The 11510-nt window shown below is 68.4% G+C and carries 11 protein-coding genes; 4 read left to right on the forward strand and 7 right to left on the reverse strand.

The genetic code is table 11. The features are described from left to right. The first annotated feature begins 43 nt into the window (after positions 1–43). Entirely contained in the window at positions 44–739 is a 696-nt protein-coding gene (locus QJS31_RS10570; protein ID WP_306356549.1) for a hypothetical protein, read from the forward strand. Between the two features lie 20 nt (positions 740–759). On the opposite strand, the gene QJS31_RS10575 is transcribed toward QJS31_RS10570, so the two are convergent. From QJS31_RS10575 to QJS31_RS10585, 3 genes are read right to left on the reverse strand one after another with little or no spacing between them, the layout of a single operon-like run. Beyond that, positions 760–1623 carry an ABC transporter permease gene (locus QJS31_RS10575; protein WP_282778692.1) on the reverse strand — a complete coding sequence of 288 codons (864 nt, stop codon included), beginning with the start codon at positions 1621–1623 and terminating at the stop codon, positions 760–762. Then, positions 1620–2435, reverse strand: a complete 816-nt coding sequence (locus QJS31_RS10580; RefSeq protein ID WP_282778691.1) for an ABC transporter permease — start codon at positions 2433–2435, stop codon at positions 1620–1622. The genes QJS31_RS10575 and QJS31_RS10580 overlap by 4 nt, the downstream gene beginning before the upstream one ends. Further along, a complete protein-coding gene (locus QJS31_RS10585; RefSeq protein WP_282778689.1) occupies positions 2432–3427 on the reverse strand; it encodes an ATP-binding cassette domain-containing protein in 996 nt (331 codons plus the stop codon). Before QJS31_RS10585 ends, QJS31_RS10580 begins: the two co-directional genes overlap by 4 nt. A 248-nt stretch (positions 3428–3675) precedes the next feature. Here QJS31_RS10585 and QJS31_RS10590 point away from each other — a divergent pair, with 248 nt between their 5' ends. After that, positions 3676–5187 (forward strand): aldehyde dehydrogenase family protein, encoded by a 1512-nt coding sequence (locus QJS31_RS10590; protein WP_282778688.1) that lies wholly within the window; start codon positions 3676–3678, stop codon positions 5185–5187. Positions 5188–5198: 11 nt separating this feature from the next. On the opposite strand, the gene QJS31_RS10595 is transcribed toward QJS31_RS10590, so the two are convergent. Next, on the reverse strand, positions 5199–6440 hold the full coding sequence (locus tag QJS31_RS10595; RefSeq protein ID WP_306356550.1) for a TetR/AcrR family transcriptional regulator: 1242 nt from the start codon (positions 6438–6440) through the stop codon (positions 5199–5201). A 140-nt stretch (positions 6441–6580) separates the two neighbouring features. Between QJS31_RS10595 and QJS31_RS10600 the strand changes: the two genes are divergently transcribed. Then, positions 6581–7375, forward strand: a complete 795-nt coding sequence (locus tag QJS31_RS10600) for an enoyl-CoA hydratase-related protein (protein ID WP_282778684.1) — start codon at positions 6581–6583, stop codon at positions 7373–7375. Between the two features lie 111 nt (positions 7376–7486). On the opposite strand, the gene QJS31_RS10605 is transcribed toward QJS31_RS10600, so the two are convergent. Beyond that, positions 7487–7858, reverse strand: coding sequence for a MerR family transcriptional regulator (locus QJS31_RS10605; RefSeq protein ID WP_029923592.1), 372 nt, complete (start codon positions 7856–7858; stop codon positions 7487–7489). A gap of 65 nt (positions 7859–7923) precedes the next feature. Between QJS31_RS10605 and QJS31_RS10610 the strand changes: the two genes are divergently transcribed. Further along, positions 7924–8799 carry a polysaccharide deacetylase family protein gene (locus tag QJS31_RS10610; protein ID WP_195114477.1) on the forward strand — a complete coding sequence of 292 codons (876 nt, stop codon included), beginning with the start codon at positions 7924–7926 and terminating at the stop codon, positions 8797–8799. Positions 8800–8901: 102 nt separating this feature from the next. On the opposite strand, the gene QJS31_RS10615 is transcribed toward QJS31_RS10610, so the two are convergent. Beyond that, positions 8902–10140: an Nramp family divalent metal transporter gene (locus tag QJS31_RS10615; RefSeq protein ID WP_282785124.1), complete on the reverse strand. Its 1239-nt coding sequence runs from the start codon at positions 10138–10140 to the stop codon at positions 8902–8904. A 173-nt stretch (positions 10141–10313) separates the two neighbouring features. After that, positions 10314–11336, reverse strand: coding sequence for an alpha/beta hydrolase (locus tag QJS31_RS10620; RefSeq protein WP_372341757.1), 1023 nt, complete (start codon positions 11334–11336; stop codon positions 10314–10316). Positions 11337–11510 lie beyond the last annotated feature (174 nt).

Genomic DNA, 11510 nt, shown 5'->3' on the forward strand with positions numbered 1-11510 from the left:
GAACCTGCCCGTCCGAGGCGGTGATTCACGGCATGCTGTGCGCGTGAACCTTCGGACTCTGACAACCGCATCGGTGATGTGCGCGGGTGTGCTGGTGACCGGCTGCGGCGGCGACTCCACGGGAGCGTCCGACACTGCCCCCAGCACGCCCCGCGATCAGCTGCTCCTGAGCGGTTCGGAACTACCCGCCGACGCCAAGCCGGTGAACCTGCCCGTGGAACGGCTGCGCGAGCAGCTGACCGACTTCGCGGGGGTGCAGGCGAACTCCACCATCGAACCGCAGGAATGCCGCGCACCGCAGCTGGATCTGGAGGCCGCGAGCAAGCGGGCTCTGGACGAGGCGGCGGTCACCGCCGTGGTCGCCGAGACGGCCATCTTCATCGAGTTCGTCTCAGGTCACGGCATCGACCCGCACGAGTTCGCGCAGACCGAGGCCCGGTGCGCGGAGCTGACCGTGAGCAGCGAGTTCGAAGGCGAGCGGGTGGACTCCCGGGTGCGCACGGAAAGCCGCACCCCGCCCGCCGCCCTCGCCGGTATCGACGCCATCGCCTCGTATTCGACGAGCACCGCGTCGGTGCGCGATGTCCCGCCGACGACCACCGTGTCCTACGCGGGCTGGGCGTCCCTGCGTGGCACCACCGTGGCGGTGCGGGTGACCTCCCTCGGCGACACCCTCGACGAAGCGAAGGCGGAACAGTTCTTCGCCGACGCCGTGCGGAAAGTCGAGGACGCGCCGTAGCTGCCGCGACTACCCGGCGGTCAGGCCGTCTCGGCGGCGCGCTGATAGCCGCGGATCGCCGGGTAGACGAACAGCACGACCATGCCGATGGTCCAGGCGAGGGTCTTCAGCAGCGGAACCGCCACCGGACCGTCCCAGGCCAGGCCGCGCATGGCGTCGATGGCGCAGCTCATGGGCTGGTTCTCGACGATCGGTTGCAGCCAGGTCGGATACGCCTCGATCGGCACGAATCCGGTATTGAAGAACATGAGCAGGTTGCTCACGATGCCGACCATCTGGACCAGCACGACGCCCTCGCTGATCGTCGCCAGCGAGGTCACCAGCACCGCGAAGCCCACCGCGAACAACACCGGAATCGCGATCATGGCGATCGTGGCGAGCGGGCCGTTCCAGAACCGGAAGCCCAGGGCGACGCCGACGACCAGCACGAACAGAGTGGTGACCAGGACGCGGACCACCTCGGCCAGCAGGCGGCCGGTCAGTCCGGCGGCGCGGTGGATGGGCATGGTCCAGAACCGGCTCAGCAGTCCGGTGACCTTCTCCACCTTGAAGCCGAGTGCGCTCACCACCGCGCCGGTCATGGCCGCGACCAGCATGACCATCGGCACCTGACCGTAGATGGCGGGCATACCGGTCGCCTGCTTGATGGAGCCGCCCAGCACCACGTCGAACATGAGCAGGGTCAGTGCGGGGTACAGCAGCACCTGCACGGTGACCGCGGGATTGCGCGCCCAGCCCATGAGCATGCGCTTGCACTGGATCAGGCTCTGCTCGACGAAGGTGGTGAAGGCCCGTTCGGAGCGCGGCGGCACCACCGGCAGCGGGACATTGCTCGGCACCCGGTCGGCCACGGCCGCCGCGGCGCTGTTCTCGACCGTACTCATGACCGCCTCACGCTCGCCCAGATCGCCAGTGGGATGAATACCACGGACAGGCCCCCCAGCCACACCAGTGGCACCCACAGCACCTCCCAGGTGACCCCGCCCGCGGCCATATCGCGCAGCGCGAAGGAGAACTGGGAGATGGGCTGGTTGCGCACGAAGGGCTGGATCCACTCCGGGAACCGGGACTCGGGCACGAATCCGCACGAGAGCATGCCGAAGATGAGCGTCGGCAGGGTGAGCGCCTGGCTCAGCGATTCCGGACTCTTGGTGAGCGAGCCCAATCCGTCCGCGCCGATCGCCAGCACGGTGCCGACCAGCAGCGAGAAGACGCAGAACAGGACGGCCTGCCCCCACCCGGCGACGAATCGGAAACCGATCAGATGCCCCCAGATCAGAGCGGCGGTCAGCGAGGTCACCGACCGCACCAGTCCGGCGCTGATGCGGGCCAGCAGCGGCACCAGCGAACCGATGGGCATGGTCTGCATGCGGGTGGTCAGGCCGGTCATCGCCTCGAAGGCGGCCATCTGCGCGTTCGACATCATGGTGAAGGCCATGGTCTGCAACACGATGATCGGCATGACGTACTGCGCGTAGTCGACACCGAGCAGGTTCATGATGGCGCGCAGCGGCAGGTAGAAGCCGACCGTGAACACCAGCGGGGTGATCACGGCGACCACGAGTTCGCCCTTGGTTGCCATCACCCGCACGATGCGCGCGGTGAGCGCCCACCACTGTGCGAGGCTGGACGGCTTCGCCGCCGGTAGCCCCGCGAACAGCTCGGACTCGGGCTCGGCGGCCAGTGCTGTGCTCATGCCTGCCTGCCCGAATGCCCGGTGAGGGCCAGGAAGACGTCGTCGAGGGAGGGCCGCCGCAGGCCGATGTCGGCGAGTTGCACGGACGCGCCGTCCAGGCGGCGCAAGGCCTCGGCGAGGGTGGCGGCGCCGTCGGGGGCCGGGATGGACAGCCGTTCGGCGGTGTCGAGTTCCGAGCGCACGGCGGCCGGGACCAGGTCGCCGAGCGCGTCGGCGACCTTGGCCAGCTGAGCCGGGTCGAGCGGGATGATCTCGCAGTAGCTGCCGCCGGTCTTCTCCTTGAGTTCGTCGGCGGTGCCTTCGGCGATGACCGTGCCCTTGTCGATCACGATGATGTTGTCGCTGAGGATGTCGGCCTCTTCGAGGTACTGCGTGGTGAGCAGCACGGTGATGCCCTGGGTCTTGAGCGCGGACACCAGATCCCACACCCCCTGGCGGCTGCGCGGGTCGAGTCCGGTGGTCGGCTCGTCGAGGAACACCACCTCGGGCCGGACCACCAGACCGCAGGCGATATCGACGCGGCGGCGCATGCCGCCGGAGTAGCCGCGCACGGCGCGACGCCCGGCGCCGGTCAGATCGAATTCCTCGAGCAGGGTGTCGGCGCGCTGCCGGGCGGCCTTGCGGGACAGCCCCATGAGGCGACCGAACAGCTCGAGATTCTCACGCCCCGAAAGGTTTTCGTCCAGGGCGGCGTACTGCCCGGTCATCATGATGGAGCGGCGCACCCCCGCCGGGTCCTTGCGCACATCGTGTCCGGCCACGCGGGCGGTGCCGGAGTCGGGGCGCAGCAGGGTGGACAGGATCTTGACCGTGGTGGTCTTGCCCGCGCCGTTGGGGCCGAGGATGCCGAGCACGCTGCCGCGCGTCGCGGTGAAGCTCACGCCGCGCAGGGCGTGTACCTCGCCGAAGGATTTGCGGACGTCTTCGACGTACACCGCCGGGTCGTCGCCCACGCTGGCGGTGTTCGACTCCGGTTTGTCCAAGCTCGGCATCAACTCTCCACTATCGGCTACGGCGGGGACGATTTCGCCTCCGGTGGGGATGATCCCCTCCGCCCCGCGTGATGTTACCGGCGCGGCAGATGCTCGTTCGTTGCTTCGGTGAAGCATCCATGACCACCCTGTGTCCTTGGTCACAAACTCGACGGTCCCCGGATAGCCGCTGGTCGCGACACAGACCACCCGGTCCGTGCGACATTCCGAATCTTGTCGGGTATGCCGAACGGACCATAGTCTGAGCCATGGGGAGACGTTTTTCCGGCCTGCGAGAGGTGATCATGGCCGAGTCCGCGCAGCCACGCACGGCAGCGCACCCGGGAGGAACTGGCCGACCGAAGGTGCTGACGTCCTACGACCCGCGCACCGGCGAAGTCGTGGGCGACTACGCCATCATGGGCTCCGGCGAGGTCACCCGCACCGTCCGCGCCGCGCACGCGGCCGAACAGTGGTGGGCGGCAATCGGATTCGACGGGCGCAAACGCTGGCTGCTGGACTGGAAACGCGCCGTCGCGCGCGGCACCCGCGAACTGGTCGACCTCGTCAGCGCCGAGACCGGCAAACCCAGGCTGGACGCGGCCATCGAGGTGACCGCCGCGGTGGAACATCTGCACTGGGCCGCCCGCAGCGCCGAGAAGGTACTCGGGCGACGAACCACCGGACGATTCCGGCACACGCGGCAGGCATCGGTCGGCTATCGGCAACTGGGCGTGGTCGGTGTGCTCAGCCCGTGGCACAACCCCGTGCTGACCGCCATGAACGGCATCGCCTGCGCCATGGCCGCCGGTAACTCCGTGGTGCTCAAACCCAGTGAACTCACCCCGGGCATCGGCGCCTGGCTGGCCGACAGTTGGAGCCGCCTCGCCCCGAATCAACCGGTACTGCAGGTGGTCACGGGTGACAGCACGACGGCCGCGGCGCTGTGCCGGGCGCGGCTGGCGGCCATCTCCTACACCGGCTCCCCCGCCGGGGCCCGCGAGGTGACCGCACTGTGCGCCCAGCACTCCACACCCCTGCTCGTCGAACAGGGCGGCCGGGGCGCCATGGTGGTGCAGGTGGACGCCCGGCTGCCCGAGGCCGCCGCGGCCGCCGTCTTCGGCGCCATGGCCAATGCCGGGCAGAATCCGGCCGGGGTGCAGTGCGCGTACGTGGCCGAGTCGGTGTACGAGCCGTTCCTGGATCTTGTTGCGGCGCAAGCGCGTCAGTTGCGTCCCGGGGCCGACCGGCGCGCCTCCTACGGGCCGATGACGCTGGAGTCGCAGACCGACGTGGTGCGCCGCCACGTGCGCGACGCGCTCAGCCGTGGCGGTCAGGCGGTGGTCGGCGGACTGGACTCCATTCGCACGCCCTACATCGAACCGATCGTGCTCACCGAGGTACCGGAGGTGAGCCTGGCCCTCAGCGGGGACGCGGTCGGGCCGGTGCTGGTGGTGAACAAGGTGCGCGGCATGGACGAGGCGGTGGAGCGGCTCGGTAGCCGCTCCCCCTCGGTCTCCGTCTTCACTCGGGATGTGCGCAGCGTGCCGGAATTCGCCGAACGGCTGAAAACCGAAGTGGTGACGGTGAACTCGGCTCCGGTCTACGGGACCGACGGTCCGGGCCGAACTCGCGACGAACAGCGGCTGCGGGATTTCGCCCGACCCCTCACCATCACGGAGAAGCACCGGCGCGATCCGGTCGAACAGTCCACCTTCGAGCGACATCCGCAGCATCTGCGCCTGGCGCGCATGATCTTCCGGCTCCGGCACCGAGTGTGAGGGCGTAATCGTCAGTTCCGCACGGGGGCTGTCGCGTCGACGCCGAGCAGCACGGCTCGCATGAGCGTGCTCACCCGCGCGATGTTCTCGGGGCGGGCGTCGAACTTGATGCGCCGCCCCACATCGATCACCTGGGCGATGGCCGCGTGCACCCGGAAACGCGCCTCCACGGGATCGCCGTCGAGCAGATTGGCCCATTCCAGCACGTTCTGACGCTGGATGGAGCGCAGTCGATGCTGTTCGGAGGCTGGCAGATTGGAGAATTCCGCGAAGTAGACCGGCAGGATCTCCGGCATGGTGAAGGTCATCCGCGCGAAGCGCTCGGCGATGCGCACGGCGGCGTCGGCGCGGCTGGTGGCCTCCGCAAGCGCCTCCGCATTGGCGATGGCCACCCGTTCGCCGGTGCGATGGAACGCCGCGGCCAGCAGATCCGATTTGCTGGCGAAGTAGCGGTACACGCTGGAGGCGTTGATGCCCGCGGCCGCGCCGATCTCCTCGATGCTCGCCTCGTGGTAGCCCTGCCGACCGAAGATGCGGATGGCCTCGGTGAGCAGCTGTTCGCGCTTGGAGATGACCGGCAGGCCGCGCGGGACGGGATCGCCGGTGACGGGCGGCGGCGCGGGTGGCAGCTCGGTGCACAGGATGGACCGGCAGATGTCGTCGAGCAGGCCGACCAGCCGGGTGGTGGACAGCGTGGTGCGATGGTGGGTGATGCTGCCGATGGCGCTGAGGACGGCCGCGGTGAGCAGCGTGATGTCGGCGGGGTCGGCGTCCGGGCGTAGCTCGCGGATCGGCACCGCCACGGTTTCGTGCAGATCCACGTACATGACCCGGATGCGATCGCGGTCCGCGCGCTCCAGATAGCGGCGTTCCCAGCGGTACAGGCCGCCCTCGCGGCGCACGTCGATGGTGTACTCGGCAATGCCGCGAATCAGCTTGGTGAGTCGCGGTTCCGGTTCCAGCTCGGGATCGTCGGCGGCCTCGGCGGCGTCGAGCAGCTGCTGCGCGCCCATGTCGGCGGCGGCGACCAGCAGGGCGTACTTGTTCTTGAAGTGCCGGTACAGGGCGGGGCCGGAAATGCCGACCTCGGCGGCGATCTCATCCACTCCGACCGGGTGATAGCCGCGTTCGGCGAACGCCCGGGCGGCAACCCGCACGATCTGACCCTTGCGGTTCTTGGGTCGACGCCGGGGCGTCGCATCGCCGTCCGGTCGCGCGGAAGCGAGTCCCGGCTCGCTGCGATCGGCGACCATTCACCTTCTCCTTCTCGGTGGCACCGACTGTTGACAGTGCCGAACAAGTACACCTAAGTTAACCACAATTCGCAATGCGGACCACAATGGCAAGGCGAACCACATCGGCACCGTCGCCGTTCGCGTACCCAGGAGCACCCATGACCGATATCGCGACCACCCCGGGCTTCACTGCCGTTCCGGACGGACGGGTACTGCGTATCACGATCACCAACCCCAGGCGGAAGAACGCCATCGATTACGACACCATGGTCGGGCTCGGGGAGACGGTGCGGGCGGCATCGCAGAATACCGCGTTGCGGGTCATCGTTCTGACCGGCGAGGGCGGCGACTTCTGCACCGGGGCCGATCTCGCGGCCGCACCCGCGGCGACGGCGCGCGGCGTCACCTCGGAGATGACCATGGACGCCGCCAACGCCATGATCAAGGCGATCGTGGATTCTCCGCTGCCGGTGATCGCCCGGGTACGGGGAGCCGCCGCCGGGATCGGGGCGGCGTTCGCGCTCGCCGCCGATCTGACCTACCTCGCCGAGGACTCCTATCTGCTGCTGGCCTTCATCAATATCGGCCTGATGCCCGACGGCGGTGCGGCGGCCATGGTCGCGGCGGCGGCCGGTCGTCCGCTGGCCGCCGAAATGGCGCTGCTGGGCGAGCGACTGCCCGCCGCCAAGGCCAAACAGCACGGCCTCGTCACCGACGTCCTGCCCGCCGACGAACTCGACGCCCGCGTGGAGGCCGCGGTCGCCAAACTGGCCAACGGCCCCCGTCGCGCCACCGAACTCACCAAGCGCGCCCTCCATCAGGCCGCCCTGGCCGCCCTGGACGGTGTGCTCGCGGCCGAAAAGGTCGGCCAGTCCGAGCTTTTGGAGGCGCCGGACTTCGCCGAGGGCGCTGCCGCGATGCTCCAGAAGCGCAAGCCGGTCTTCGCCGACTGAGTCACCGGGACGCCGCATCGTCCATGCGCCACGTCCGTTCGCGCGGCGCGATACACCGGCGCGTCGGCATCCCGCGCGGCACGAAGGCCGCCCGCACCCTGCGGGCTTTCCTCATACCGCTCGCGCGCAGCCGCGCAGCGATTCCAGATATCGCGTCATGGCGTCGCGGTTGCGGGTCAGCAGGTCGATGCGCCGGCTCATGCGGTCGCGCTGATCTTCCAGGGTGGCGATGATTTCCGGTGTGGCATCGGCGAAGTGGATGTCGGCGGGGTTGTCGAGGCAGGGCAGGATCTGTTTGATGATGCGGGTCGGGAGGCCGGCCTCCAACAGACCGCGGATGTGGACCACCTGATCGACGAGCCGTTCGTCGTAATCGCGATAGCCGTTGGCGGAGCGGTCGACTCGAATCAACCCCTGCTCCTCGTAGTAGCGCAGCAGCCGCGGCGGAGTTTCGGTCCGTCGCGCCAGTTCGCCGATTCTCATATGGCACACCTCACACCGGATGACGTTTGACCTTCACATCTATGTCAAGGTTCGAGCATATGCGCATGAGCAAGGACATCACACTCTTCGACTACAGCCCCATCACCGAACGGGAACCGATCCACTGGCCGGACGGCAAGCGCGTCGCCTTCTACGTCGGGCTCAATATCGAGCACTTCTACGTGGATCTGCCGAGCACCTCCATCAACGAGAGCACCGCCGGGCTGACCCCGGATCCGCTCAACTACGGCTGGCGCGACTACGGTGCGCGCGTGGGTGTCTGGCGCGTGATCCAGGCTCTGGACCGATTCGGCGTGCGGGCCAGCGTGCTGCTGAATTCCGATGTGGCGCAGCGGTACCCGCAGATCATCACGGCCGGCGTGGAGCGCGACTGGGCGTGGCTGGCGCACGGCAGCAGCAACAGCCACCTGCACACGGGCCTCACGATCGAGGAGGAGCGCACCGTACTGAGCGATATCCTCACCACCATCGAGAAGAGCACCGGAGCGCGCCCACGCGGCTGGATGGGTCCGGCCCTCGGCGAAACATTCAATACGCCAGAGCTTTTCGCTGAGCTGGGTGGCAGGTACGTGCTCGACTGGACCAATGACGATCAGCCGTACCACCTGAATGTGCCCGGTATGCTGAGCGTTCCGTACACGGTGGAACTCAACGATCTCGGCATCTTCACCGCCAAGGGGCATACCGGCCCGGAATTCGTGCAGATGATGAAGGATCAACTCGACCAACTCGTCGCCGATGCCGAGGCGGACGACAGCGGCCGGGTGCTCCCCCTGGCCCTGCACCCGTTCGTGATCGGGCAGGCATTCCGGCACCGCTATCTCGTCGAGGCGCTCGACTACATCACCAATCACCCCGCCGTGTGGGTGACGACCAGCGACGACATCGCCGACCACTACGCGGGCTCGATCGCCGCCTGAGCGGTGCCGCGCGCCCCCGCTCCGGATGCCCGGAACGGGGGCGCGGCCCTGCGTGCGGCCCCCTGCGCCGCACGAGCGGTTGCGAAACCGCGTGGGACACGGTCACCCTCCGGTGACCGTGAGATAGATCAGCGCCACGTTCAGCGCCGAGATGATGCCCGCAACCAGCCAGGCCAGCCCGGTGGTGAACCGATGGTTGACGTCCTCGCCCATGAGCGCGCGGTCGCTGGTGAAGCGCACCAGGGGGATCAGGGCGAAGGGGATGCCGAAGGACAGCACCACCTGCGAGACGATGAGTGCCCGGGTGGGGTCGAAGCCGACGGCCAGGATGGCGAGCGCCGGAACGAGGGTCACCACGCGGCGCACCAGCAGCGGCACCGTGCGATGCAGCAGCCCGTCCATGATCATCGCGCCCGCGTACGCGCCCACCGAGGTGGAGGCCAGGCCGGAGGCGAGCAGCCCGATGGCCAGCAGCAGCGCCGCGCCCGGGCCGAGCACGTCGCGCACCGCCCCGTGGGCGGCCTCGATGGTGTCGATGCCCTCGCGCCCGCGCAGGGTCTGGGCGGCCATGAGCAGCATGGCCATGTTCACCGTGCCCGCCAGCACCATGGCCAGGCCCACATCGACCTTGGTGATCTTCAGCAGTCGAGCGCGCAGCGGACCGGGTTCGGGGCTGCCGTGCCGGTCGCGGGCCAGTCCGGAGTGCAGGTACACCGCGTGCGGCATGACGGTCGCGCCGATCATGGCGGCGGCCAGCAGCACGCTCTCGGTGCCGTCGAATCGCGGGACCAGGCCGCCCAGGGTGCCCGACGCCGACGGCGGCGCGATCACCACGCTGGCCAGGAATCCCACCGCGATGACGGCCAGCATGCCGGTGACGATCCGTTCGAAGGGCCGCTGCCCGCGCCGGTTCTGCACGGCCAGCAGGGCCAGCGACACCAGTCCGGTGATCACACCGCCCAGTAGCAGCGGCAGGCCGAAGAGCAGGTTCAGCGCGATGGCACCGCCCACCACCTCGGCGAGATCGGTGGCCATGGCGACGGTCTCGGCCTGTGCCCAGTACGACAGCCGGATCGGGCGGCCGGCCTTGGCGCGCACCGCCTCGGGCAGCGACATGCCGGTCACCAACCCGAGTTTGGCGCTGAGGAATTGCACCAGCGCGGCCATGACATTCGCCATGACGATGACCCACACCAGCAGATAGCCGAATTGCGCGCCCGCGCTGATATTCGAGGCGACATTGCCGGGGTCCACATAGGCGATGGCGGCGACGAAGGCCGGACCGAGCAGTACCGCCGCGGACCGCGCCCGCTGCCATGCGGAACGCGGCGGGTCGGCCAATACGGTAGTGCTCACAAAACAAAGTTTATGGGTTACCGAACTTATCGTTCAGCGAGCCCCCGAGAAAGAGACCAATCTCCCTGTTTCCAGGTGAAATCGATCGGCGCCCCACGAAAACGCCCCGCCCGCACCAACAGTGCGGACGGGGCGTCGAGCCTCGGATCGGCTACCGCCTACAGCCCCAGGCCGCGGGCCAGCACCGGCCACGAGTTCTTGAACTCGTCGTTCCAGTAGCCCCACGAGTGGGTGCCGGAGTTGCGGAAGTTGTAGGTCGCCGGGATACCCAGCGAATCCAGCTTGTTCTTCAGGTTGGCGGTGCAGTACTGGGTGCCCGCCTCGATCGCGCCGCCGATGATGAGCTGGTTGGCCAGACCGTACGCACCGGGCAGCGCGTACTCGCCGTTCAGCGTGTCGTACTGGCCGGGCAGGCCGTTGCCGGTGGAGATGTACAGCTCCACGCCGCGCAGCTTGTCGGCGTTGACGACCGGATCGTTCTCGACCCAGGCGGGCGAGTCCGGCGGACCGTACATGTTCTCCATCTCGCCGCCGCCCCAGACCTCGACGGTCAGGCGCATGAACTCACGGCCGACCGGATCGGCGAACTGGGCGCAGCCGGAGTAGGCGGCGGCGGCCTTGTACAGGCCCGGGGCCTTCTCGGGTAGCTGCAGGACGGTGGTGCCGGAGGTGGAGATGCCCGCGATGGCATTGATGCCGTTGGTGCCGAGGGCGGCGTCGATGAGCGGCGGCAGCTCCTCGGTGAAGAAGGTGGTCCACTTGTTGACGCCCAGATTCGGGTCGGGCTGCTGCCAGTCGGTGTAGTACGACCACTTGCCGCCGATGGGCTGGACCACGTTGACGTTCTTGTCGCCGAGGAAGCCGTTGACGATATCGGTCTTCTTCTGCCAGGAGGCGTCGTCCTGCCCGCCACCCGCGCCATTGAGCAGGTAGAGGGTCGGGCGCGGTTCCGAGGTGTCGGCGGGCCGCTGCACATCGACCGGATAGGTGGCGTCCATGGCGGCCGAGTAGACGTAGAGGCGGATGTTCCGCTCGTCCTTCATCTCGGCCTTGGTGATCCTGGACCCGTCGGGGGCCACGGGATCGGCGAGCAGCTTCTTGTTGTCGATGATCGGGTCAGCGACAGCGCTCTGCGTGCCGATGCCGGCGGTCAGACCGGTGAGTACGGCGGTGGCCGCGATGAGCGCGGCAGCACGCGCGCCGCGGCGACGGCCGACGGCAACCCCGTTCCGGACAGATCGACGAATCAATGTTTCACACCTTCGCTTCAATTCGAGTCCTGGCGACCACCCCGACCGTCGGGGATCTCCCGACGGCCTCCACACCGTGGCCAGAGCACTTCGACAGACCATACG

Source organism: Nocardia sp. CC213A (genome assembly GCF_030766805.1).
In the GTDB taxonomy this organism is placed as follows: domain Bacteria; phylum Actinomycetota; class Actinomycetes; order Mycobacteriales; family Mycobacteriaceae; genus Nocardia; species Nocardia otitidiscaviarum.

Bases quoted from the DNA above. Each gene is read 5' to 3' on its own strand.
- QJS31_RS10575 (WP_282778692.1), bottom strand. From the start codon at position 1,623: ATGAGTACGGTCGAGAACAGCGCCGCGGCGGCCGTGGCCGACCGGGTG.
- QJS31_RS10580 (WP_282778691.1), bottom strand. From the start codon at position 2,435: ATGAGCACAGCACTGGCCGCCGAGCCCGAGTCCGAGCTGTTCGCGGGG.
- QJS31_RS10585 (WP_282778689.1), bottom strand. From the start codon at position 3,427: ATGCCGAGCTTGGACAAACCGGAGTCGAACACCGCCAGCGTGGGCGAC.
- QJS31_RS10590 (WP_282778688.1), top strand. From the start codon at position 3,676: ATGGGGAGACGTTTTTCCGGCCTGCGAGAGGTGATCATGGCCGAGTCC.
- QJS31_RS10595 (WP_306356550.1), bottom strand. From the start codon at position 6,440: ATGGTCGCCGATCGCAGCGAGCCGGGACTCGCTTCCGCGCGACCGGAC.
- QJS31_RS10600 (WP_282778684.1), top strand. From the start codon at position 6,581: ATGACCGATATCGCGACCACCCCGGGCTTCACTGCCGTTCCGGACGGA.
- QJS31_RS10605 (WP_029923592.1), bottom strand. From the start codon at position 7,858: ATGAGAATCGGCGAACTGGCGCGACGGACCGAAACTCCGCCGCGGCTG.
- QJS31_RS10610 (WP_195114477.1), top strand. From the start codon at position 7,924: ATGAGCAAGGACATCACACTCTTCGACTACAGCCCCATCACCGAACGG.